General features: G+C 73.6%; 16 protein-coding genes and 1 pseudogene. 9 read left to right on the top strand and 8 right to left on the bottom strand.

Features of this window, described 5'->3' with window-relative positions; translation table 11 throughout:
- Positions 1 to 42 precede the first annotated feature (42 nt).
- The gene (locus ACIGEZ_RS08875) at positions 43 to 4,788 is read left to right on the top strand and encodes a hypothetical protein (protein WP_399827668.1); all 4,746 of its coding nucleotides are present in this window, start codon (positions 43 to 45) and stop codon (positions 4,786 to 4,788) included.
- Between the two features lie 113 nt (positions 4,789 to 4,901).
- On the opposite strand, the gene ACIGEZ_RS08870 is transcribed toward ACIGEZ_RS08875, so the two are convergent.
- Positions 4,902 to 5,270 (bottom strand): hypothetical protein, encoded by a 369-nt coding sequence (locus ACIGEZ_RS08870; protein ID WP_399827665.1) that lies wholly within the window; start codon positions 5,268 to 5,270, stop codon positions 4,902 to 4,904.
- 395 nt (positions 5,271 to 5,665) lie between these two features.
- Here ACIGEZ_RS08870 and ACIGEZ_RS08865 point away from each other — a divergent pair, with 395 nt between their 5' ends.
- Genes ACIGEZ_RS08865 through ACIGEZ_RS08850 form a run of 4 tightly spaced genes read left to right on the top strand, consistent with a single transcriptional unit; the run spans position 5,666 to position 9,938 of the window.
- The gene (locus tag ACIGEZ_RS08865) at positions 5,666 to 8,488 is read left to right on the top strand and encodes a nitrate- and nitrite sensing domain-containing protein (RefSeq protein ID WP_399827662.1); all 2,823 of its coding nucleotides are present in this window, start codon (positions 5,666 to 5,668) and stop codon (positions 8,486 to 8,488) included.
- Positions 8,485 to 8,925, top strand: coding sequence for a roadblock/LC7 domain-containing protein (locus tag ACIGEZ_RS08860; protein WP_399827660.1), 441 nt, complete (start codon positions 8,485 to 8,487; stop codon positions 8,923 to 8,925). Before ACIGEZ_RS08865 ends, ACIGEZ_RS08860 begins: the two co-directional genes overlap by 4 nt.
- A gap of 16 nt (positions 8,926 to 8,941) precedes the next feature.
- The gene (locus ACIGEZ_RS08855) at positions 8,942 to 9,349 is read left to right on the top strand and encodes a DUF742 domain-containing protein (protein WP_399827657.1); all 408 of its coding nucleotides are present in this window, start codon (positions 8,942 to 8,944) and stop codon (positions 9,347 to 9,349) included.
- Positions 9,330 to 9,938: a GTP-binding protein gene (locus ACIGEZ_RS08850; RefSeq protein WP_399827654.1), complete on the top strand. Its 609-nt coding sequence runs from the start codon at positions 9,330 to 9,332 to the stop codon at positions 9,936 to 9,938. The genes ACIGEZ_RS08855 and ACIGEZ_RS08850 overlap by 20 nt, the downstream gene beginning before the upstream one ends.
- Before the next feature lie 19 nt (positions 9,939 to 9,957).
- Here the strand turns inward: ACIGEZ_RS08850 and ACIGEZ_RS08845 are convergent, their stop codons facing one another.
- The 3 genes from ACIGEZ_RS08845 to ACIGEZ_RS08835 form a co-directional block, all read right to left on the bottom strand.
- Entirely contained in the window at positions 9,958 to 11,145 is a 1,188-nt protein-coding gene (locus ACIGEZ_RS08845; protein WP_399827653.1) for a lipid-transfer protein, read from the bottom strand.
- Positions 11,142 to 11,615: a Zn-ribbon domain-containing OB-fold protein gene (locus ACIGEZ_RS08840; protein WP_399827650.1), complete on the bottom strand. Its 474-nt coding sequence runs from the start codon at positions 11,613 to 11,615 to the stop codon at positions 11,142 to 11,144. The genes ACIGEZ_RS08845 and ACIGEZ_RS08840 overlap by 4 nt, the downstream gene beginning before the upstream one ends.
- A 68-nt stretch (positions 11,616 to 11,683) precedes the next feature.
- Positions 11,684 to 12,493: a M15 family metallopeptidase gene (locus ACIGEZ_RS08835; RefSeq protein ID WP_399827648.1), complete on the bottom strand. Its 810-nt coding sequence runs from the start codon at positions 12,491 to 12,493 to the stop codon at positions 11,684 to 11,686.
- Between the two features lie 141 nt (positions 12,494 to 12,634).
- On the opposite strand from ACIGEZ_RS08835, the pseudogene ACIGEZ_RS08830 reads away from it, so the two are divergent.
- Positions 12,635 to 12,799: pseudogene (locus ACIGEZ_RS08830) on the top strand (NUDIX hydrolase); the annotation flags it as partial.
- A 96-nt stretch (positions 12,800 to 12,895) separates the two neighbouring features.
- Here the strand turns inward: ACIGEZ_RS08830 and ACIGEZ_RS08825 are convergent.
- Complete coding sequence (locus ACIGEZ_RS08825) at positions 12,896 to 15,253, bottom strand: glycoside hydrolase family 31 protein (protein WP_399827646.1); 2,358 nt, start codon at positions 15,251 to 15,253, stop codon at positions 12,896 to 12,898.
- A gap of 216 nt (positions 15,254 to 15,469) precedes the next feature.
- On the opposite strand from ACIGEZ_RS08825, the gene ACIGEZ_RS08820 reads away from it, so the two are divergent.
- Complete coding sequence (locus ACIGEZ_RS08820) at positions 15,470 to 17,443, top strand: acetoacetate--CoA ligase (protein WP_399827643.1); 1,974 nt, start codon at positions 15,470 to 15,472, stop codon at positions 17,441 to 17,443.
- Between the two features lie 55 nt (positions 17,444 to 17,498).
- Here ACIGEZ_RS08820 and ACIGEZ_RS08815 read toward each other — a convergent pair whose 3' ends face one another.
- Positions 17,499 to 18,818, bottom strand: a complete 1,320-nt coding sequence (locus ACIGEZ_RS08815) for an aminotransferase class I/II-fold pyridoxal phosphate-dependent enzyme (RefSeq protein WP_399827640.1) — start codon at positions 18,816 to 18,818, stop codon at positions 17,499 to 17,501.
- A gap of 47 nt (positions 18,819 to 18,865) precedes the next feature.
- Between ACIGEZ_RS08815 and ACIGEZ_RS08810 the strand changes: the two genes are divergently transcribed.
- Complete coding sequence (locus ACIGEZ_RS08810) at positions 18,866 to 20,149, top strand: MFS transporter (RefSeq protein ID WP_399827638.1); 1,284 nt, start codon at positions 18,866 to 18,868, stop codon at positions 20,147 to 20,149.
- A gap of 22 nt (positions 20,150 to 20,171) precedes the next feature.
- Complete coding sequence (locus tag ACIGEZ_RS08805) at positions 20,172 to 21,059, top strand: hypothetical protein (protein ID WP_399827636.1); 888 nt, start codon at positions 20,172 to 20,174, stop codon at positions 21,057 to 21,059.
- 76 nt (positions 21,060 to 21,135) lie between these two features.
- On the opposite strand, the gene ptsP is transcribed toward ACIGEZ_RS08805, so the two are convergent.
- On the bottom strand, positions 21,136 to 22,806 hold the full coding sequence (ptsP, locus tag ACIGEZ_RS08800; protein ID WP_399827634.1) for a phosphoenolpyruvate--protein phosphotransferase: 1,671 nt from the start codon (positions 22,804 to 22,806) through the stop codon (positions 21,136 to 21,138).
- Positions 22,807 to 22,886: 80 nt separating this feature from the next.
- The gene (locus ACIGEZ_RS08795) at positions 22,887 to 23,336 is read right to left on the bottom strand and encodes a PTS glucose transporter subunit IIA (protein WP_399827632.1); all 450 of its coding nucleotides are present in this window, start codon (positions 23,334 to 23,336) and stop codon (positions 22,887 to 22,889) included.
- Between the last annotated feature and the right edge of the window lie 439 nt (positions 23,337 to 23,775).

Below are 23,775 nucleotides of genomic sequence, written 5' to 3'. Positions count from 1 at the left end.
CAACCGACCGTCCCGAGAACGACAAGCACGAGAGTCCGCCGCATGTACGAGCTGTCCCGGGTCCGCCTCTACTCCATCGGACCGGCCGGTGCCCGCTACGCCGACACCGTCCTGGACCTGCGCGGGGTCGGCGCGCCCGTACCCCACCCCGCCCCCACCCAGGCGGAGTTCTTCGAGGAGGAGCCGGTCGGCCCGCCGCGCCGACCCGCCCCCGCCGGCGTGCTCTTCCTGGAGAACGGCGGCGGCAAGTCCGTCCTGCTCAAGCTGATCTTCTCGGTCATGCTCCCCGGCCACCGCAACACCCTCGGCGGCGCCAGCTCCGGCGTGCTGCGCAAGTTCCTCCTCGCCGACGACTGCGGCCACGTCGCCCTGGAGTGGCAGCACACCCTCACCGGCGAGCTCGTCGTCGTCGGCAAGGCCAGCGAGTGGCGCGGCCGCCAGGTCTCCAACGACCCCCGCAAGTTCGCCGAGGCCTGGTACTCCTTCCGCCCCGGACCCGGTCTCAGCCTCGACAACCTCCCCGTCGCCGAGGCCACCTCCGTCCGCCCGCCCGTCGAGGGCAGCTCCGGCGCCACCGGCCGACGTCGCACCATGAAGGGCTTCCGCGACGCCCTCACCGAAGCCGGCAAGGCCTACCCGCACCTGGAGGTCACCTGGGAGGAGATCCACGACCGCTGGAACGAGCACCTCGGCGACCTCGGACTCGACCCCGAACTCTTCCGCTACCAGCGGGAGATGAACGCCGACGAGGGCGAGGCCGCCGGCCTCTTCGCGGTCAAGAAGGACTCCGACTTCACCGACCTGCTGCTGCGCGCCGTCACCGACACCCGCGACACCGACGGCCTCGCCGACCTCGTCGGCGGCTTCGGCAACAAGCTCGGCCGCCGCGCCGAACTCACCGCCGAACGCGACTTCACGGCCGGCTCCGTCGACCTGCTCACCCGGATCGTCGAGGCCGCCGACACCCGCGCCCGTGCCCGCGACGTGCACGCCGGCGCCGAGCGCCGCACCCGCACCCTCGCCCGCCGGCTCACCGCCCGCGCCGCCGTGGAGCGCGACCGCACCGCCGAGCTCGCCCAGCAGGTCACCTCCGCCGCCCACGCCGTCTCCGAGGCCGAGGAGGCCCGCGGCCGCAGCGCCCTCATCGCCGCCGAACTCGCCTACCGGCACGCCTCCCTCGCACTGACCGCCGCCGAGAAGGGCGCCGCCGCCCAGCGCCGCGAGCTCACCGACGCCCGCACCCTGCACTCCGCGTGGCAGGCCGCCGAATCCGTGCTGCGCCACCGTGCCGCGAGCGACCGCTCCGCGCGGGTCGCCGCCGCCATCCGCGAGGCCGAACGGGACGCCGCCCCGGCGCTCGCCGCCCGCGCCAAGGCCGCCGCCGATCTCGTACGGGCGCTGGCCGCGGCCGCCGAGGAGGGCGAGCGACAGGCCGCCGAGGAGGAGGAGCGGTCCGCCGCCCTCCAGGAGGCCGGCGAGACCGCCCACCGCGACGCCACCGCCGCCGCCACCGAGGCCCAGCGGGCCCGCAGCGAGACCGGGCACCTGCGCCAGCGCCTCGCCGAGGTCGAGCAGGAGACGGCGGAGGCGGTACGGGCCGGCTGGCTCGACGACTCCGCCCCCGACGCCGACCCGGCACGCGCCGCCCTCGCCGCCAGCGACGCCGAGAAGACCACGGTCGCCGCCTGGGACGCGGCCCGCGAGGCCGCCCGCACCGCAGCCGAGCGCGCCCGCGAGGCCGCCGGCGCCGAGTCCCGCGCCGAACTCGCGGCCGCCCGCGCCTCCGACGCCGCCGAGGCAGCCGAGCACGCGTACGACGCCGAGCGCCGCGCCGCCGAGTCCCTCGCCGCCGACCCGCGCCTCGCCGAACTCCTCTCGCTGCCGGGCACGACGCCGGCCACGGCCTCCTCGCTGCCGGGCCAGCGCGGAGGGGAGCCGGACACCGGCAGCGGCGCCGCCACCGGCGCGGCCACCAGCGCCGGCCCGGCCACCGGTACCGGCCCCGGCCGGACGTCCGGCTCCGACCCCGCCGGACCCTCCGCCGGCCCCGCCTCCGCAGCCGACTGCGGCCCCCTCACCGTCACCGACTTCGACCGCTCCGCCGACGAACTGCGCTCCCTGCTCGACCAGTCCATCGCCTCCGCCGAGCGACAGCTGTTCGACCTGCGCACCGCCGCCGCCGACGACAACCGCATCCTCGGCGCCCTCGGCGACGGCGGCCTGCTGCCGCCGGGCCCCGACGTGCTCGCCACCGTCGAGTACCTCGGCGAGCACGGCATTCCCGCCCTGCCCGGCTGGCGCTACCTCGCGCAGGCCGTCGACCCGGCCGACCACGCCGCCGTGCTCGCCGCCCGCCCCGAGCTGGTCGACGGCGTCGTGATCACCGACCCCGTCTCGTACACCCGCGCCCGCGAGGTGCTCAGCGGCGCCGCCCTGCTGCCCCGCTCCACCGTCGCCGTCGGCACCGCCGCCGCCCTGCTCGCGCCCGTACCGGCGCCCGACTCCGGCCAGGACGACGGCGACGTGTTCCTCGTCCCGCCGAACCCGGCCATGCACGACGAGCACGCCGCCGACCAGGAGCGCCAGACGCTGCGCGCCCGCGCCGCCACCCGCGACGAGGAGATCCGCACCCTCGCCGCCCGGCTCACCGGCGACCGAGCGCTGGCCGCACGGATCGGTTCCTGGCGCGCCGACTGCCCGCCCGGCATGCTCACCGAGCTGGCCGCCGCGGCCGCCGGCGCCCGCACCGCCGCCGAGACCGCGGCCGCCGTCCTCGCCGAGGCCCGTACGGTACGGGCGGAGGCCGACGAGGCCGCCGCGGACGCCGCCCGGGTCCGCGACGAGCGCCAGGAGTCCGCCCAGCGCGCCCGCCGCGCCGCCGACGCCCTCGCGGGCCTGGCGTTCCGGCTGCGCGAGCGCTCCGCCTGGCAGGCCAAGCTCCGGGAACTCGCCGACGACACCGCCGAGTACGAGGCCCGCGCCCAGACCTGCCTGGAGCGCGCCCGAGCCGCCGACGAGGACCGCCGCGCCGCCCAGCGCGCCGCCGACGACGCCCACCGCACGGCCCGCGCCCTGCGCGCAGAGCGCGCCGAGATCGCCGGCGCCCCCGAGAACCTCCCGGCGGCCGACGTCGGCGCGCCGCGCACCGCGCTCCCCACCCTCCGCGAGGCCTACCGGGCCGCCTCCCAGCTGTACGAGAAGGTCGGCGTCGGCGCCGACCTGCGCGCCGAGCAGGCCCGCGCCGAGAGCGACGAGTCCGCGGCCCTCGCCGAGCTCGACCGGCTCACCAACAAGGTCCGCACCCGCGCGGAGCAGCTCCTTGAGTCCATGGACGGCGCCGACGGCCCGTCCCGGCAGGCGGCCGCCGCCCGCGCCGAGGCGCTGGTGCAGAAGCTGGAGTCGCGGGCCACCGAGGCCAGCGAGAAGCTCGGCCGGCTGCGCGGCGAGGCCGAGCGGCTCGCCCCCGAGGACGGCGAGGCGCACACCGGGCTGCCCGAGGAGCTGGTCCCGGCCGACGCCGAGCACGCCCAGAGCCTGCTGCGTACCGCGACCACCGAACTCGCCGCCCGCACCGACGCGCTGGAGGCCGCCCGCGCCGCGCACACCGGTCTCCTCCAGGCCCACCGGGCCGCCGAGGACGCGGCCGGCGGCTTCGACGAGACCGCGGCCCTCCTGCGCGACCTGCTGCGCGACCACACGGAGGACGAGCAGGAGGAGACCGAGCCGTACCCCGGCCCGCTCGCCGAGGCCCGTGACTCGGCCGCGGAGGCCCGCCGTTCGCTGCGCGCCTGCGCCGCCGACCTGTCGGGCGCCGACGCCGCCGTCCGCGAGGCCGGCGACATCCTCGTACGGCACGCCAACTCGACCCGCTTCGAGCAGGTCCGCACCCCCGCCCGCCAGCAGATCCGCGAACTGCCCGCGTCGGCGCTGCCGGAGCACGCCGCCAAGTGGGCCGAGGCGTTCGCGCCGCGGCTGCGCGTGCTGACCGACGAGCTGGCGCAGCTGGAGCGCAACCGCGACTCGATCGTGGACCGGCTGCGCGGCCTCGTGGAGTCGGCCCTGGCCACCCTGCGCTCGGCCCAGCGGCTCTCCCGGCTGCCCGAGGGCCTGGGGGAGTGGTCGGGTCAGGAGTTCCTGCGGATCCGCTTCGAGGAGCCCGACCAGGCCACGCTCACCGAGCGGCTCGGCGAGGTCGTCGACGAGGCGACCCGCGCCGCCCTGAAGAAGAACTCCGACCTGCGCAGGGACGGCATGTCGCTGCTGCTCCGGGGGGTGCAGGCGGCGCTCGAACCGCGCGGTGTGGCCGTGGAGATCCTCAAGCCGGACGCGGTGCTGCGCGCCGAGCGCGTCCCGGTCGGGCAGATGGGCGACGTCTTCTCCGGCGGCCAGCTGCTCACCGCCGCCATCGCCCTCTACTGCACGATGGCCGCGCTGCGCTCCAACGACCGGGGCCGCGACAAGCACCGGCACGCGGGCACGCTGTTCCTCGACAACCCGATCGGCCGCGCCAACGCCACGTACCTCCTGGAGCTCCAGCGGGCGGTGTCGGACGCGCTCGGCGTCCAGCTGCTGTACACGACGGGCCTGTTCGACACGACGGCGCTGGCCGAGTTCCCGCTGGTCATCCGGCTGCGCAATGACGCCGACCTGCGGGCGGGGCTGAAGTACATCAGCGTGGAGGAGCACCTGCGGCCCGGTCTGCCGCAGCCGAGCGCGGAGGGCGAGACCATCCACGGCGAGATCACCGCGACCCGGATGTTCCGCCGGAGCACGGTCGACGCCCCCTGACCCCCGAGCACACGACGCCGAACGGCCCGGCCCCCTCGGGGACCGGGCCGTTCACGTCTGCCGTCTGCCGTCTGCCGTCTGCCGTCTGCCGTCTGCCGTCTGCCGGCTCTGGCTCAGGCCGCCTCGGAGAGCGTCGCCGCCTCCGTACGCTGCTCCCGGCGCTTCTCGCGCCGCGAGCCCCGTGCCGTGCTGCTCGGCTCCGACACGACCCCGTTCCGCTGTCGCCACACCTGTCGCGTGATCCACACGTCGAGCACGCTCCAGGTCGCCGCGACCGTGCTGATCACCGACGTGACCGTCACCGGGAACGCCAGCCACGACCCGGTCACCGTGCAGAAGAAGGCGACCATCGCCTGAACGAGCGTCACCGAGGTCAGCATCACCGCACGGACGGCTGCCGTCCGGACCGGGTCGGGCATCCGGCCGCGGCCCCTCTCGTCCTCCACCCACAACGGCCGTACCGGTCGCGCCTCGTGTTCCATCGCGCTGTCACTCCCCACCAACGACGTCTCCCAGGAAGCTGCTGTCCGTCTGTGCTGCTGCCCGTCTTGAGCCGCTTTACGCGGACACAACCCCCCCGGTACAGAATGACGCACGAGTGAGAGAAAAGGTTTCACCGGGACCGGAACGAACAATTCCAGCCATCTGTGCAGGGACGGAAAGTGGTGGCCTGTCAGGTGTCCTGCGCCACACTGGCGAAACCCAACTCCCGGAATACCAGGACATCTCATGATCAACGATCACTCGACAGGCTGAAAATCGTCCGGACGCGTCTTCGGGATGGCTGTGATGCAGTAGTAGGCTCGCGCCGCCGTTTGTTGAAGCTGAAGGTTGACGCCGCGTGTTGACGCCGGGCGTGACGACGTGAGGGACCTCCGTGGCCACGGAGGCCTGGCTGGGGGAGGCCATGCGCTTTCGCGGGAAGTCCATCCGCAGGAAGATCGTGGCGCTGCTGCTCGTGCCGCTCGTCTCCCTCACCGCACTGTGGGGCTTCGCGACCGTCCTCACCGGCCGCGAGGCACGCCAGCTCCTCGACGTCGGCTACATCGTCGACAAGGTCGGCTACCCGATCGAGGACACCGTCCGCGTCATCCAGAAGGAACGCCGCCAGTCCCTCGTCTACCTCGCCGACCCCCGCGCCTCCGAAGCCCTGACCCAGCTGCGCGAGCAACGCGAGGCCACCGACCGGCAGATCACCGTCATCCGCCGCAACGCCGCCGACTCCGGCGTACGCGCCGAGATGAACCCCGTCACCGCCCAGCGCCTCACCTCCCTCCTCGACGCCCTCGACGGCCTCTCCTCGCTGCGCCGATCGGTCGAGAACCGCAGCATCGGCCGCATCCAGGCCCTCGACTTCTACAACCGGCTCGTCGACCCCTGCTACAGCTTCCTCACGACCCTCCACGCCCTGGAGAACGTCGAGATGGACAAGCAGGGCCGCGCCCTCGTCGGCGTCGTCCGCGCCCGCGAAGCCCTCTCCCGCGAGGACGCCCTCGTCGTCTCCGCCCTCATCGCCGAACGCGTCACCCCCGAGGAGATCCGCGCGATCAGCGACCTCGTGGCCAACCGCGAGCTGTTCTACGAGGTCAACCTGGAGATCCTGCCCGGCGCCGAACGCGACCGGTTCGAGAGGTACTGGCACAGCCCCGACACCGCCCCCCTGCGCAAGGCGGAAGAGGCGATTCTCGCCGCGGGCGCCACCGACAACCCCCGGGCCGTCACCCCCGAGTACTGGCAGGAACAGACCAGCCACGTCCTCGACGACCTCGCCACCGAGAACACCGCCGCCGGCGACCGCTACCAGGACCGCGTCCAGCCCGCCGCCTACAGCGTGCTGCTCAAGGCCGGCGTCGCCGGCGTCCTCGGCTTCGTCGCCCTGCTCGTCTCCGTCGTCGTCTCCGTCCGCATCGGCCGCGAACTCGTCCGCGACCTGCGCCGGCTGCGCAAGGAGGCCCAGGAGGTCTCCGGCGTCCGCCTCCCCAGCGTCATGCGCCGCCTCGCCGCCGGCGAACACGTCGACGTCGAGACCGAGGTGCCGCACCTGCGGTACGAGGCGGACGAGGTCGGCCAGGTCGGCCAGGCCCTCAACACCCTCCAGCGCGCCGCCGTCGAAGCCGCCGTCAAGCAGGCCGACATGCGCCGCGGCGTCGCCGAGGTCTTCGTCAACCTCGCCCGCCGCAACCAGGTCCTGCTGCACCGCCAGCTCACTCTCCTCGACACCATGGAACGGCGCACCGAGGACACCGACGAGCTCGCCGACCTCTTCCGGCTCGACCACCTCACCACCCGCATGCGCCGCCACGCCGAGGGCCTCGTGATCCTCTCCGGGGCCGCCGCCTCCCGCCAGTGGCGCAAGCCCGTCCAGCTCATGGACGTCGTCCGCGCCGCCGTCGCCGAGGTCGAGGACTACGAGCGCATCGAGGTCCGCCGGCTGCCCCGACTCGGCGTCGGCGGCCCCGCCGTCGCCGACCTCACCCACCTCATCGCCGAACTCCTCGAGAACGCCACGGTCTTCTCGCCCCCGCACACCGCAGTGCAGGTGCTCGGCGAGCGGGTCGCCAACGGCTTCACCCTGGAGATCCACGACCGCGGCCTCGGCATCAACCCCGACGCCCTGCTCGACGCCAACCTGCGCCTCGCCGAGACCCCCGACTTCGAGCTCTCCGACACCGACCGGCTCGGCCTGTTCGTCGTCAGCCGGCTCGCCCAGCGCCAGAACGTCCGCGTCTCCCTCCAGCCCTCCCCGTACGGAGGCACCACCGCGGTCGTCTTCATCCCGGCCGCGCTGCTCACCGACGCACCCGAGACCCAGGGCGCCGGCTTCCGCCTCGACCGCCACAGCGGGACCCGCAAGGACGCCGACGGCGCGCCCGCCGGGCTGCCCACCCGCCGCCCCGCCCTCACCAAGGTGCCCGACCCGGCCCTGGAACCCACCGGCCCGCTCCTCGACGGTCCCGTCGAGCTCGAGGCCCCCCTGGGCAACCATGGCATCGACGCCCTGCTCGGCGGCGCTGCCGACCTCCTCGACACCGAGAGCGAGCGCGGCGGCCTCTTCCGGGCCCGCGAGCACCGCCGCCGCGGCGAACACCACCAGACCCCGGACCACGCCGCGGGCCGTGCCCACGGCAGCCGGCCGTCCGACGGCACGCCCGCGGCACCCGTACCGCTGCCGCGCCGCCGCCAGCCGACCCTCGTCGTCGACCACGGCCGCCGCGTGGACGAGCCCGGCCGCGCCCACCCCGGCGCCGGAGCAGGCTCCGGCCCGGTGGACGACGGCGGCGCCGGAACCGGCTCCGGCGCGGGCCCCGACGCCCGTTCCGACAGCCGCCCGGACGCCGGCTCCGACATCGGCGACACCATGGAGCTGGCCCGCGTCCACCCCGGGCCCACCCTCGTCCCCGTACCGCACGAGACGACCGCCCACGAGGGCCCCGCCCCGTTCGGCGGGCTGCCCCGGCGGGTGCGCCAGGCGAGCCTCGCGCCCCAGCTGCGCGACAGCGGCACCCGCACCGAAGGACCGCCGTCCGCCGCCCCGTCCGCGAGCGGCACGACCGCCGCCGCCGAGCCCGACTCCTTCGAGCGCGACGCCGACGAGGTACGCAGCCGCATGGCCTCCATGCAGCGCGGCTGGCAGCGCGGACGGCGGCACAACGCCGAAACGACAGCACCAGGAACGACACCCGAGGGGGACGGTCGATGACCGCACCGAACGCCGCAGCAACGAACAGCTCCGCCCACGGCAACGGGGAGCTGAACTGGCTCCTCGACGAACTGGTCCAGCGCGTCGGCTCCATCCGCAAGGCCCTGGTGCTCTCCAGCGACGGCCTGCCCACCGGCGCCTCGCAGGACCTGTCCCGCGAGGACGGCGAGCACCTCGCCGCCGTCGCCTCCGGCTTCCACAGCCTCGCCAAGGGCGTCGGCCGGCACTTCGAGGCGGGCAGGGTCCGCCAGACCGTCGTCGAGCTGGAAGAGGCGTTCCTCTTCGTCACCGCGGCCGGCGACGGCAGCTGCCTCGCCGTCCTCGCGGACGCCGACTCCGACGTCGGCCAGGTCGCCTACGAGATGACCCTCATGGTCAAGCGCGTCGGCGCCCACCTCGCCACGGCGCCCCGGTCCGGGCTGCCCACCGGAGGATGAGGAGAGGGGGACGGCCATGAGTGCCACAGAGCGGTCCCAAGCGGACCCGACCGGCCACTGGTTCGACGACGACGCCGGCCCCGTGGTCCGCCCGTACGCGATGACCCGCGGCCGCACCAGCGCCGCGACCCGCCACCGCCTCGACCTGATCGCGGTGGTGGTGCCCGAACCCGCCGCCGACGACCCCGGCCGCGACCAGACGCTGTCCCCCGAACATGTGGAGATCGTCGAACGCTGCTCCGAGCAGCCGCAGTCGATCGCCGAACTCGCCGCCGGGCTCGACCTCCCCGTAGGGGTGGTACGGGTCCTCGTCGGCGACCTCGTCGACGACGAGCTCGTCCATGTGACCCGCCCCGTTCCGCCGGCCGAACTGCCGGACGTGAGCATCCTTCGCGAGGTGATCAATGGCCTTCGGGCGCTCTAGCAGCCGCAAGCAGCCGCCGGTCGAGCCGGTCACGCTGAAGATCCTCGTCGCCGGCGGCTTCGGAGTCGGCAAGACCACCCTCGTGGGGGCGGTCAGCGAGATCCGGCCGCTGCGGACCGAGGAGATCCTCAGCGAGGCCGGCCGGCCCGTGGACGACCTGCACGGCGTCGAGTCCAAGTCGACCACCACCGTCGCGATGGACTTCGGCCGGATCACGCTGCGCGACGACCTCGTCCTCTACCTGTTCGGCACCCCCGGCCAGGACCGCTTCTGGTTCCTGTGGGACGAGCTCGCCCAGGGCGCGCTCGGCGCGGTCGTCCTCGCCGACACCCGCCGCCTGGAGGACAGCTTCGCGGCCATCGACTACTTCGAGCGGCGCGGCATTCCCTTCACCGTCGCCGTCAACTGCTTCGAGGGCGCCCGCCGTTACGCCGCCGAGAGCGTGCGCGGCGCGCTCGACCTCGACCCCGAGGTCGAACTGCTCATGTGCGACGCCCGGGACCGCGAGTCCGTCAAGAACGTCCTGGTGGCCGTCGTCGAGCACGCCCTCGTCCTCGCCGACCGGGGGCCGGCCGCCGTCACCAGCTGACCCGGTCGCCGCAGCACGCTCAGCGGACCGCGACCACCGCCGAACCATGGCCGAACAGGCCCTGGTTGGCGGTGATCCCGGCCCGTGCCCCGGCCACCTGCCGGTCACCCGCCGCACCCCGCAGCTGCCAGGTCAGCTCGCAGACCTGGGCGATCGCCTGCGCCGGCACCGCCTCCCCGAAGGAGGCGAGGCCGCCGCTCGCGTTCACCGGGACGCGCCCGCCGAGCGCGGTCACCCCGTCCCGTACCAGCTTGGCACCCTCGCCCTGGCCGCACAGCCCGATGTCCTCGTACCACTCCAGCTCCAGGGCCGTGGACAGGTCGTACACCTCCGCGAGCGACAGGTCCTCGGGGCCGAGCCCCGCCTCCTCGTACGCGGCCCGCGCGATCGAGGCCCGGAAGGAGTGCGGTGACGGCGGGACCACCGCGGCCGAGTCGGTGGCGATGTCCGGCAGGTCGAGGACCGCCTTCGGATACGTCGGCGTCACCGTGGACACCGCCCGGATGCGGACCGGGTCCGGGTGCCCGTGCCGGCGGGCGAACTCCATGCTGGACAGCACGAGCGCAGCGCCCCCGTCCGAGGTGGCGCAGATGTCGAGCAGCCGCAGCGGATCGGCGACCACGGCCGACGCGGCCACCTCCGCCGCGGTGACCGCCCTGCGGTAGCGGGCCAGCGGATTGAGCGCGCCCGCCACCGCGTTCTTCACCTTCACCTGGGCGAAGTCCTCCGGCGTGTCCCCGTACAGGGCGATCCGGCGCCGGGCGTAGAGCGCGAAGTACGCGGGGTTGGTCGCCCCGAGCACCCGGAAGCGCAGCCAGTCCGGGTCGTCGTGCCGGTCGCCGCCCGCGGGGGCGAAGAAGCCCTTCGGCGCCGAGTCCGCGCCCACCACGAGGACCACGTCCGCGAGACCGCCGAGGATCTGGGCGCGTGCGGTGTTGACGGCCTGGGCCCCGGACGCGCAGGCCGCGTAGACGCTGGTCACCCGCGCGCCCTGCCAGCCGAGCGCCTGGGCGAAGGTGGCGCCCGCCACGTAGCCGGGGTAGCCCCCGCGCACGGTGTCCGCCCCGACGACGGAGCCGACGTCCTGCCAGTCGAGCCCCGCGTCGGCGAGCGCGGCGCGGGCGGCGGCCGTTCCGTAGCTGACGAAACTGCGGCCCCACTTGCCCCAGGGGTGCATGCCCGCCCCGAGTACGGCGATGTCGTTCATGCCTCGTTCCCTTCCGCGGCCGGCCGCCAGTGCCAGGTGGTCCAGATGTGCTCGTCGTCCTCGTCGAGGACGCCCGGCACGAGCTCCACCTCCGCCCCGATCGCCAGATCGGCCGGACGGACGCCCGGCGCGGCCTGACCGAGCACCACCATCGCCTCGGCCGCGAGTTCCACCGCGACGAGGGTGTACGGCTCCCAGGGCGCTTCCGGATCGGAGACGTACGGCGCGGGCGGCCGGTAGCGGCCGTCGGTGAACGACCAGACCGTGCCGCGCCGGGAGAGCGGGGTCTCGACCAGCTCGCCCCCGCCGGGGCAGCCGGGATTGCGGCACCAGTCGTCCTCCCGGGGGAAGAAGACCGAGGCGCAGGCGGTGCAGCGGGTGCCGAGCAGCCGGAACTCCCCGTCCGGGGCGGTGCCGTCGGCGTCGTCGGTGAACCAGCCGGCCACCACCGGCCTGCGCGTGCGTGCCATCTCTGCGGCCTCCCGTGATCTGACGATGCGTCAGAAGTCTGGCACGGGCGACCCGGCGGGGGAAGACGTCAGTGCCCGCCCACCGACCTCCGCGCCACGGGGAAGTCGAAGAACGTCGAGGGGAACGGCTCCGGCTTGAACGTGAAGTGCCACCACTCCTCCGGCAGGTTCACGAACCCCTGCTCGGCGAGCGCCCCCTTGAGCAGGTCCCGATGGGCCCGCTGCGCGCCCTGGACCCGGGGGTCGTCCGTGTGGGACAGGGTGTCGAAGCAGTCGAAGCCCGTGCCCATGTCCACCGAGTTGTCCGGGAAGCGCTCTCCTTGCGGCCGGAAGCACTCTGCCTGCGGCTCACCCGGCTCGTAGGGACGGGTCGGCGCGGCCGGCAGGCGCACGATCGTCACATCGACCGTCGAACCCCGGCTGTGGCCGGACTTCTCGGCGATGTAACCGTCCTCGAACAGCCGCGACTTGTCGACCAGCGGATAGAACTCCTTCTTCATCCGCTCGTCGTCCAGGTCCTTCGCCCAGCGCACGAAGTGGTCCACGGCCCGCTGCGGCCGGTAGCAGTCGTACACCTTCAGCGTGTAGCCGCGGGCGAGCAGCTTCACCTGGGCGCGGTGCAGCGCCTCGGCGGCCGGCCGGGTCAGGATGCACACCGGCTGCCGGTAGCCGTCCACCGGCTCGCCCACGAAGTTGTGCTCCGTGGTGTAGCGCATCTCCTGAAGGATCGTCCGGTCCACCCGGTCCAGCGCCGTGAACTCCTTCGGCGCCTTGGGCTCCGGGGTGGCGCTCGCCGACGGGACGGCGGCGGTGGCGGCGAGCAGACCGGCGGCGGCCAGCGCGCCGAGGGCACGGAAAGCGGAGGCAAGTCCTGTCATGCGCATCGTCTATCAGTTCCGGCAGCGGCGGGAAAGGGTGATCGCATACGGTCGGCGGGTGACCGACTCCTCACCGCACGCGCACTGTTCCTCCTGCGGCGCCCGCTACCCGGCCGGCGCCGGCTGGCCCCGCACCTGCCCCACCTGCGGCGCCACGGCCTACCACCCCGCCCGGCCGCCACCCTGCCGCCCTCGACCCCGACGGACGAGACCAGCGGCCACCACGTCCTCCACGCCCCCGAGGAACTCGCCTTCCCCCTCCACACGGAGGCGGTACGCCGCTACTTCACCGGCGTGTACGCCTGAGCCCAGCTTTGGATCCAATATCCGGCATCCAATATCCGAAATCCGATCTGCAGATCCCGGAAGCGGGATACGGGATACGGGATTTCGGATCAGGCATCAGACATCGAGCCCCCGCACCCGCACCGGAAGCCCCGCCTCCTCCGCCCCCTCGTCCGTCACACGCTCCACCACGACCCGCCCGTCCACCAGACGCGACTGATAGCGCTCGATCTCCGCCGGCTCCCAGCCGTCGCCGGTGTCCCGGACCACCAGACCGCCCCCCGTACGCCCCGCCGCCGGCGCCCACACCTCGAGGACCAGCTCGTCGTCCCCCTCGCCCCGCACCGGAAGCACCGCACCCGCGCGGGCGAGCACCGGCACCCGGGACACCGGCGCGTCGAGCAGCACCTGACCCGGCCCGTCGTACGCCTGCCCCGTCGCCGTGTCGTACCAGCGCCCCCGCGGCAACCGCACCGCCCGCCGGTCCGTCCCCCCGGTCAGCACCGGCGCGACCAGCAGCGCGTCACCCAGCAGGAAGGCGTCCTCACAGTCCCGCAGCGCCCGGTCCTCCGGAGTCCCCCACCACACCGGCCGCACATACGGCGCTCCCGTCATCCGCGCGAGCCGCGACAAGGTGACGAAGTACGGCCGCATCCGCTCCCGCTCGGCCAGCGCCGCCCGCGCGTGCTCCAGGACCTCCGCGCCGAACTCCCACGGCTCGCGCCGCCCCGCGTCGATCGCCGCGTGGGTACGGAACAGCGGCAGCCACGCCCCCAGCTGGTACCACCGCAGGAACAGCTCCGGCGACGGGCTCCCGTCGAAACCGCCGACGTCCGGCCCCGAGTACGGCACCCCGCACAGGCCGAGCCCCAGGGCCAGCGCCAGCGAGGCCCGCAGCCCCGGCCACCCCGTCGACACGTCGCCCGACCAGGTCCCGCCGTACCGCTGCATCCCCGCCCACCCCGAACGCGAGAACAGGAAGGGCCGCTCCTCCGGCCGCAGCTGCCGCAGCCCCTCGTACCCCGCCCGGGCCATCATCAGCCCGTACACGTTGTGCGCCTCGCGATGGTCGCCGCCCCGGCCCTCCAGGCCGTGCCGGGCCGAGCGCGGCAGCGTCGCGTCGCCGAACGGGGCGAAGGAGACCGGCTCGTTCATGTCGTGCCACACCCCGGAGAAGCCCTGCTTCAGCCGCTCCTCGTACAGCGCGCCCCACCACTTGCGCGCCGCCGGGTCGGTGAAGTCCGGATACGCGCACTCGCCCGGCCACACCACTCCGTGGACCTCCTTCCCCCGGTCGTCCCGTACGAACGCCCGGGCGGCCCGCCCGCTCTCGTACAGCATCTCGCCCGGCTCCGCCTTGACCGCCGGATCCACGATCGACACCAGGCGCACCCCGCGCTCCCGCAGCTCGCCCGCGAGCCCGGGCAGGTCCGGGAACCGCTCGCGGTCCACCGTGAAGACCCGGTGCCCGTCGTAGTGGTCGATGTCCAGGTGCAGCACGGACAACGGCAGATCCCGGTCGCGGTAGCCGTCCACGACGCGCCGCACCTCCCGCTCGCTGCCGAAGCCCCAGCGCGCGTGCTGCGGCCCCAGCGCCCAGGACGGCGGCAGCGCGGGCGCGCCGGTCAGCGCCGCCCAGCCGTGCAGCACCCGCGCGGGCGTGCCGACCACCACCCAGCAGCGCAGCGGACCGCCGTCCATCCGCACCTCGCTCGTTCCCGGCCGGTCGTGCCCGGACCCGGCGCCCTCCTCGCCCTCGGCGAGCAGCACCCGCCCGTCCCAGGAGTTGTCGTGGAAGGCCAGATGCGTCCCCGCGTCCGCCACCACCAGCTGTACCGGCATGGTGATGTAGAGCGGATCGTCGCCGGGGGAGAAGCTTCCCTTGGGGTCGGTGTTCCACAGCCGGTACGAGCCGTCCCGAAGCCGCGGCCCCGCGGCCCGTCCTCCGAGCCCGAAGAACCGGGCGTCGGCCGGCACCTCGCTGCGCTGCACCCAGCGCGCCTCACCGCCCCGCACCGGCTCCCACCAGCGCGGCGGCAGATCCCGGCGCAGCACCACCCCGCCCGGGGTGCGCACCTCGACGGCGCCGTGCCGCGAGACGCCGACCGTCACCCGCTCGGACACGACCCGCCAGCCGCCCTCGGTGTCGGGTTCCAGTTCGGCCCGCGGATCGGGCTCCGGCGGCTCGGCGGCCAGCGCGTAGGAGGGCAGTGGCGCAGCGCCGTCCCACCCCCAGAAGACGGTGCCGCCGGCCGATACCGAGATCTGCAGTTCGGAACGGGCGAAACGGATGATCCCGCCGCCGGGCAGCGGCTCCACGTCGCCCATCGGACCCGGCACCCGGGCCCGCTCCGCACCTCTCGGCGGCAGCGCCCGCGCGTCGGTACGGCGTTGCCGCCACGCCGACCGCGCGGCCAGCAGCCCCTGCACCGAACCCAGCTCTCTTACCGAACGCACCAGCTCACGACCGTCCATGGCGTTCACCCTGCCATCCGAATCGGGCCGTGCGCGGTTCGTTCAACTGCCGTTCACCCGTGGTGGGAGCACATATTCAGCTGCTGGACCATGGGCGGGGAACCCTGGTGCGATGGAGCCTGTCATGGCATCGTCCCTGTCAGCCGTGTCACGCGCACACCCCAGCACGTGCGCGGGACACACGCAGACCCCGCGTACAGCCAGGGAGCAGACCCCATGACATCAGCGCAGACCGAGCCGCTTTGGCAGCCTGACGAGGACCGCATCGCCGCGGCCGCCGTCACCCGCTTCCAGGCGTGGGCGGCGGAGCGCCACGGCGCACCCGCCGGCGGCGGCTACCCGGCCTTGCACCGCTGGTCCGTCGACGAGCTGGAGACCTTCTGGGCGGCCGTCGTCGAATGGTTCGACCTCCGCTTCTCCACCCCGTACGAGCGAGTCCTCGGCGAGCGCGGCATGCCGGGCGCCGACTGGTTCCCGGGCGCCACCCTGAACTACGCCGAGCACGCGCTGCGCGCCGCCGGGGAACGCCCCCACGACACCGCTCTGCTCCATGTGGACGAGACACATGAGCCGACGCCGATCACCTGGGCGGAGCTCCGCCGCCAGGTCGGTTCCCTCTCGGCCGAGCTGCGCCGCCTCGGCGTGCGCCCCGGCGACCGTGTCAGCGGCTATCTCCCCAACATCCCCGAGGCCGTGGTCGCCCTGCTGGCGACCGCCGCCGTGGGCGCCGTGTGGACCTCCTGCGCCCCCGACTTCGGCGCCCGCAGCGTCCTCGACCGGTTCCAGCAGGTCGAGCCCGTCGTCCTGTTCACCGTCGACGGCTACCGCTACGGCGGCAAGCAGCACGACCGCCGCGACACCGTGGCCGAGCTGCGCGCCGAACTCCCCTCGCTGCGGGCGGTCGTGCACATCCCGCTGCTCGGCACCGCCGCGCCCGAGGGCACCCTGGAGTGGTCGGCGCTGACCGCCGCCGACACGGAGCCCGTCTTCGAGCAGGTGCCGTTCTCCCACCCCCTGTGGGTGTTGTACTCCTCCGGCACCACGGGCCTGCCCAAGGCGATCGTCCAGTCCCAGGGCGGCATCCTCGTCGAGCACGTCAAGCAGCTGGGCCTGCACTGCGACCTCGGCCCCCAGGACGTGTTCTTCTGGTACACCTCCACGGGCTGGATGATGTGGAACTTCCTCGTCTCCGGCCTGCTCACCGGCACCACCGTCGTCCTGTACGACGGCAGCCCGGGCTATCCGGACACCGCCGCCCAGTGGCGCGTCGCCGAGCGCACCGGCGCCACCCTGTACGGCACCTCCGCCGCGTACGTCATGGCCTGCGCGAAGGCCGACGTCCACCCCGGGCGCGACTTCGACCTGTCCCGGGTGACGTGTGTGGCCACCACGGGCTCCCCGCTGCCGCCGGACGGCTTCCGCTGGCTGCACGACGAGGTCCGTGCGGACCTGTGGATCGCCTCGGTCAGCGGCGGCACCGACGTCTGCTCCTGCTTCGCGGGCGCCGTGCCGACGCTCCCGGTGCACATCGGCGAGCTCCAGGCCTCCGGTCTCGGCACCGACCTGCAGTCCTGGGACCCGTCGGGCAAGCCGCTCGTCGGCGAGGTCGGCGAGCTCGTCGTCGCCCATCCCATGCCGTCGATGCCGATCCGCTTCTGGAACGACCCGGACGGCAGCCGCTACCGCGAGAGCTACTTCGAGATGTTCCCCGGTGTGTGGCGCCACGGCGACTGGATCACGATCACCGACCACGGCTCGGTCGTCATCCACGGCCGTTCCGACTCCACCCTGAACCGTCAGGGCGTGCGGATGGGAAGCGCCGATATCTACGAGGCCGTCGAGCGCCTCCCGGAGATCCGCGAGTCCCTCGTCATCGGCCTGGAGGAGCCCGACGGCGGCTATTGGATGCCGCTCTTCGTCCACCTCGCGGAGGGCGCCACCCTCGACGAGGAGCTGATCGGCCGGATCAAGCGGACCATCCGCACCGAACTCTCCCCGCGCCATGTCCCCGACGACATCATCGAGGTCCCCGGCGTCCCGCACACCCTCACCGGCAAGCGGATCGAGGTCCCGGTCAAGCGCCTCCTCCAGGGCACCCCGATGGCCAAGGCCGTCAACCCGGGCTCCGTGGACAACGTGGACCTGCTCCGCTTCTACGAGGACCTGGCCCGCACCCGCACCGCCGAATAGCAGCGCGAAAGGGCCCCGCGGCGTCGCCGCGGGGCCCTTTCCCCTCTGCTGTCCGTCATCCTCCGTACGTGGCCTGCGCGTCGCCGAGCACCGCCGCGAAGTCCGCCGCAAGTCGCTCGGCGTCCGCCGGGAGCAGCGTCGCCGTCGTGATCCGTACGGCCGTGGGCGAGTCGATCCGGAACCGCGCGCCGGCGGCCACCCACCAGCCGTGCGTGCGCAGCCCGTTCACCGCCGCCGACTCGTCCCGCACCGGCACCCAGACGTTCATCCCGCTCTCCCCGGAGGCGCGGATGCCGTGTGCGGCGAGCGCGCCGGTCAGCGCCTGCCGCCGTTCCGTGTACGCGGCCTCGCCGGCCGCCACGAGCCGGGTGACGGCCGGGTCGCAGAGCAGCGCGAGGACGGTCTCCTGAAGGATGTGGCTGACCCAGCCGGACGTCATCACCATGCGGCCGTCGTGCCGGGCGAGCGTCACCGGGTCACCGGCGACCCCGGCCCACCGCAGGTCGACCCCCAGCCGCTTGGAGACGGTCCGCACCTGTGCCCAGCGTTCCAGACCCCCGGCGCTGAGCGTGGGTGCCGGCGCGCCGTCGAACTCCACGGTGTAGTCGTCCTCGACGACGAGGACCTCGGGGTACTCCCTTAGCAGCGAGACGAGTTCGTCGCGCCGGGCTGGGGAGAAGGACGCGCCGGTCGGGCACTGGGCGCGCGGAGTGCAGACCACCGCCCGCACACCGGCCCGCAGCGCAGTCCGCATGGCCTCGGGCACCATGCCCTCGCCGTCGACGGGCACCGCCACCGTCCGCAGGCCCAGGGCCGGCACCAGGTCCAGGACGTGGTGGAATCCGGGATCCTCCACGGCCACCGCGTCCCCGGGGCGCAGCTCGACGGAGAGCAGCCGGGCGATGCAGTCGAGTGCTCCGTGCGCGAAGGTGACCCGCTCCGCCGGTACGCCGCTGCGCGCGAACCAGGCGCGCGTGCGCTCCTCCAGTGCCGCGAGGCGGGGCGCCGCGCGGTGCGAGCCGTAGACGGGGCGCACCTCGGCCGGGGGCCTGAGCACGGGCAGGAACGCGGGGTCGGGCAGGCCGGTGGCCAGGTCGACCAGGCCGGGCGGCACCCGGGGCGGTCGCCGTGAGGCCACCGACGGCGCCTCGGCCACGACGGTGCCGCCGCGGCCGCGGGTGACCACCAGGCCGCGCCGGCGCAGTTCCTTGTACGCCGTCGCGACGGTGCCGGGGCTGACACCGAGCTCGTCGGCGAGCCGCCGTACGGGAGGCAGCGCGTCTCCCGGTGCGAGCTCGCCTTCGGTCACGCCGCGTTCGACGGAGGCGGCAATGCCCTTGGCCGTCGTCCCCTGAATCGAATATTGTGTTGCCACGTACTGAACTATGTATCAATACAAAGCTCGCGTCAAGGGGGAACCGAGTGAACAGCCCGACTCCGTGGCACCGCACCGCACTGGGCCGCATACCCGGCGGCCGCGACGGCCGCCGGATGCTCCTCGTCAGCATCATCGACAAGACCGGCACCGGCCTCTGGGCCGGCTGCACCGCCCTCTACTTCACCTACGTCTCCGGCCTCGGCCTCGGCCAGGTCGGCCTCCTCATGACCGCCGCCGGCGGCGTCGGCATCGCCGGCGCCCCGCTCGCCGGCCGCCTCGCCGACCGCTTCCCCCTCGTCCGCATCATCGCCGGCGCCCAACTCATGCGCGGCGCGGCCCTCCTCGCCCTCCTCACCACCGACGACTTCCTCCTGCTGACCCTCTACTCCGCCCTCGGCGCCCTCCCCGACCGCGCCGGCAGCGTCCTCATCAAGCTCTACGCCGCCCGGCTCGCCGGCCCCGACCGCGTCCGCTACCAGGCCATCCAGCGCACCACCGTCAACATCGGCTGGTCCATCGGCGGCCTCGGCGCCGCGGCCGCCCTCGCCACCGGCAGCACCCACGCCTACGGCCTCCTCCTCGTCGGCAACGTCCTCACCTACCTGGTCATCGCCCTCCTCACCCTGCGCTGCGCCGAACCCCCCGCCCCCTCCCGCATCGCCGCCACCGCGGCCGACGCCCCGAGGGCCAAACCCTCGAGCCCCTGGCGCGACCGCACCTTCCTCGCCTACACCGCTACCGACGCCGCCCTCTTCCTCGACGACACGATCCTGCAGGTCGCCATCCCTCTCTGGATCGTCCACGCCACCGCCGCACCCGTCGGACTCGCCCCGCTGCTCCTCGTCCTCAACACCGTCCTCGTCGTCCTCTTCCAGGTGCCCCTGTCCCGCTTCGGCGCCACCACCCCGGCAGCCCGCCGCCTCCTCGTCCCGCTGACCGGCCTCTTCGTCATCGGCACTCTCGCCCTCGCCGCCTCCGCCGCCGGCGGACGCACCCTCGCCATCACGGCCCTCGCCGTCGCCGTCATCGCCCTCACCTTCGCCGAGATCATCCACGCCACGGCCTCCTGGGAACTCTCCGTCGCCCTCGCCCCCGCCGACGCCCAAGGCGCCTACCTCGGCGTCCACGGCCTCGCCCAGTCCGGCCAGCGCTTCGCGGGCCCCCTCCTCATCACCGGGGTCATGACGGCCGGCCCCCTCGCCTGGCCCCTCCTCGGACTCGCCCTCGTCGCCGCCGGCGCGGCCCAGCACCGCGTCGTCCGCGACCGCATCACCGAGCCGACCCGACCGTCACTGTCAGTGCCCACGGTTACGGTGAGTGAGCACTGATCGACCGCGCTCAGGGGGAGCCATGACACAGCGCCACACCACCGCATCCATGCGCCGCGCACTGCGCCGCGAAGTACCCAGCACCGTCGCCCTCCTCGCCGACGAGGAGGACTTCACCGCCATGCGGCAGTACGAGACCTTCGCCTTCGACGACCACACCCGCTACCTCGCCCAGATCGAAGCCCTCCTCAAGACCCTCGCCGGCCAGGGCGGACACACCACCGTCGCCCTCTTCGACCCCGAGGACTACGCCGAGTACTGCGCCGACACCGGCCTCGACCCCGACCACCCCGCCAGCCGCAGCCGCTACACCGCCGAACGCGCTGCCACCGGCCCCCGCGTCACCTACACCGGACAGCCCCTCGACGCCCTCGTCCCCCTCCTCATCGACACCGCCGTCCGCCGTGCCACGTGGGAGTACGCCACGATGCTCCTCACCGAGGCGGGCGAGTGCGCCGACTGCGGACAGGACATCGGCCGCGCCTCCTTCGACCGCGCCTCCCACCTCCTCCTGCGCCTCCTCGACGCCGCGGGACCCGGGACCCACCACCTCGTCTGCAGCGTCCCCGCCACCGACGAACAACTCCTCGCCGTCCTCCACGCCACACGCGAGGCCACCGGCCCCGCCCGGCTCGACAGCTCGGAGGGCGCCGAGTTCGTCACCGTCCTCGCCACCGGCATCGCCCTCGACACCCCCGGCGGAGTCGTCCTGCGCACCAGCACGCCCGGCGCCCCCGACCGCCTCCACGGCTGGCGCCTCCACCACGGCCGCCTCCACCCCCTCTCCGAGGCCGAGGTCTTCGACGCCTACTGCACCGACGCCCGCACCGGCGAACCCATCGCCCCCGAAGCCGGCGTCGACTACCGCGCCGGCTTCCCCCTCGGCCCCGACGACCCCCACCCCCACTGACACCGAAGGGGCTTCCCGCCACACCGTGGCGGGAAGCCCCTTCGACACCTCTTGCATACGGCCAGGCGGCCAGGGATCACTCCCCGGACAGCACCGCCTGCGCGGCCATCCGCGCGTCATGCGCCGTGTCCGCCGCACGCGCCGCGGCAGCCGCACGCTCGCACTGCGCCAGCGTGTACTTGGCCAGCGTCGCCCGCACATACGGAATCGACGCCGCACCCATCGACAGCGAGGTGACCCCCAGACCCGTCAGCACACAGGCCAGCAGCGGATCCGACGCGGCCTCACCACACACACCACAGCTCTTGCCCTCGGCCTTGGCCGCCTCGGCGGACAGCGCCACCAGGTCGAGCAGCGCCGGCTGCCACGGGTCCTGCAGCCGCGACACCGCACCCACCTGACGGTCGGCGGCGAAGGTGTACTGCGCCAGGTCGTTCGTACCCAGCGACAGGAACTCGACCTCCTGCAGGATGGAACGGGCCCGCAGCGCGGCGGACGGGATCTCCACCATCGCACCGAACTTCGCCCGCAGCCCCGCCTCACGGCACGCGTCGGCGAACGCCTTCGCATCCGTGCGGTCGGCGACCATCGGTGCCATGACCTCCAGGTACACCGGCAGGCCCTCGACGGCCTTCGCCAGCGCCGTCAGCTGCGTCCGCAGCACCTCCGGGTGGTCGAGGAGTGACCGCAGACCCCGCACACCCAGCGCCGGGTTCGGTTCGTCGCCCGGCGTCAGGAAGTCCAGCGGCTTGTCCGCACCGGCATCCAGCACCCGCACGACCACACGGCCCTCGGGGAACGCCTCGAGCACCTTGCGGTACGCCTCGACCTGCTTCTCCTCCGACGGAGCCCGCTTGCTGTCGTCCAGGAAGAGGAACTCCGTACGGAACAGACCCACGCCCTCGGCACCGGCCTCGACCGCCGCCGGCACGTCCGCCGGACCGCCCACGTTCGCGAGCAGCGGCACCTTGTGCCCGTCCGAGGTCGCACCGGGACCGCTGGACGCGGCCAGCGCCGCCTTGCGCTGCTCGGCGGCCTTCGTCAGCGCCGCCTTCTTCTCCTCGCTCGGGTCCACGAAGATCTCACCGGTGGAACCGTCCACCGCGATGACCGTTCCCTCCGCCAGCTCGCCCGCACCCGGCAGCGCGACCACGGCCGGCACACCCAGCGCACGCGCGAGGATCGCGCTGTGGCTGGTCGGCCCGCCCTCCTCGGTCACGAAACCGAGGACGAGCGCCGGGTCGAGCAGCGCGGTGTCGGCCGGTGCCAGGTCCCGCGCGATCAGCACGTACGGCTCGTCGCTGTCCGGCACACCCGGCATCGGCACACCCAGCAGGCGCGCCACGATCCGGTTCCGTACGTCGTCCAGGTCGGCCACGCGCCCGGCCATGTACTCACCGGCACCCGCGAGCAGCTCCCGGTAGTGGGAGAACGCGTCGTAGATACCGCGCTCGGCCGTGCTGCCGACCGCGATCCGGCGGTCGACGTCGGCGATGAGCTCCGGGTCCTGGGCGATCATCGCCTGCGCCTCGAGCACCGCCTGGGCCTCGCCACCGGCCAGATTGCCGCGTGCATTCAGGTCGGCAGCCACAGCTTCCACCGCCTGGCGAGCGCGCCCCTGTTCGCGCTCCGCCTCCTCGGCGGGAATCTGCTTGGCCGGCGGCTCGAGAACCGCCGTGCCCATGTGCCGGACCTCGCCGATCGCCACCCCATGGCTGACACCGACGCCTCGCAGCGTTGTCTCCATCTCACCCGTCTCCGATAGAGCGGCGGCCGGGCCGCCGCGTTGAATGTCGTACTCGAGCCCGTCAAAGGACGGGCCGGCGGTCACTTCCAGGAGAAGAGCGCGTCGCCGGCCTTGACGTCCTGGTCCTCGACGAGGTCGGAGAGGGAGTCCGCGGTGGCCTCCAGGGCCACGATGGGACAGATGGCGGACTTGCCGGCAGCCTCGACGTCGGCAGGGTTCCAGCGCACGACGGCCTGTCCGCGCGTCACGGTGTCCCCCTTGCTCACGAGCAGCTCGAAGCCGGCTCCGTTGAGCTGGACGGTGTCGATGCCGAGGTGGGTCAGCACACCGTGGCCCTCGCCGTCGACGACGACGAACGCGTGCGGGTGCAGAGATACGACGACGCCGTCGACGGGCGAGACGGCCTCGGAGGGCTCACGCACGGGGTCGATGGCGGTGCCGGGACCGACCATGGCTCCGGAGAAGACCGGGTCGGGTACAGCGGCGAGACCGATGGCGCGTCCAGCGAGTGGCGACGTCACGGTTGTCATGGGAAGCCTCCCAGGGGCGGAGATTGTGTGGCGCCGTCACTACCTGTCCTGGACGGCGTACTGTTGAGAAGCGTAAGTCATAGGAAGTCCCGGTTCCGCTCGGTACGTACCAGTTGGCGGACCTAGGGACTACCCGGAAACGATTTGCCTCAGGTGACGGTGGGATGTACTGTCGTACTCCTGCCTGACCCCAACGCGGCTTTGAGTCGTGGGTCGGCAGCACCTATCAAGCCAGATCCTAACCCCAGTGGTCTACACCTCTGCATGCCTGCGGAGGGGTGGTCAGGGGGAGCGAAAAAGCCTGGTAGTGTTTGACCCCGCCGGAAGGGCCCGAAAGCGAAAGTGAAAAGGGACCGGAAAGCACCGAGGAAATCGGATCGGAAAGATCTGATAGAGTCGGAAACGAAGGAAGCGCCCGGAGGAAAGCCCGCGAGGGTGA

Source organism: Streptomyces sp. NPDC085481 (genome assembly GCF_044541845.1).
In the GTDB taxonomy this organism is placed as follows: Bacteria; Actinomycetota; Actinomycetes; order Streptomycetales; family Streptomycetaceae; genus Streptomyces.
This window is presented reverse-complemented; position numbering and strand designations above follow the sequence as displayed.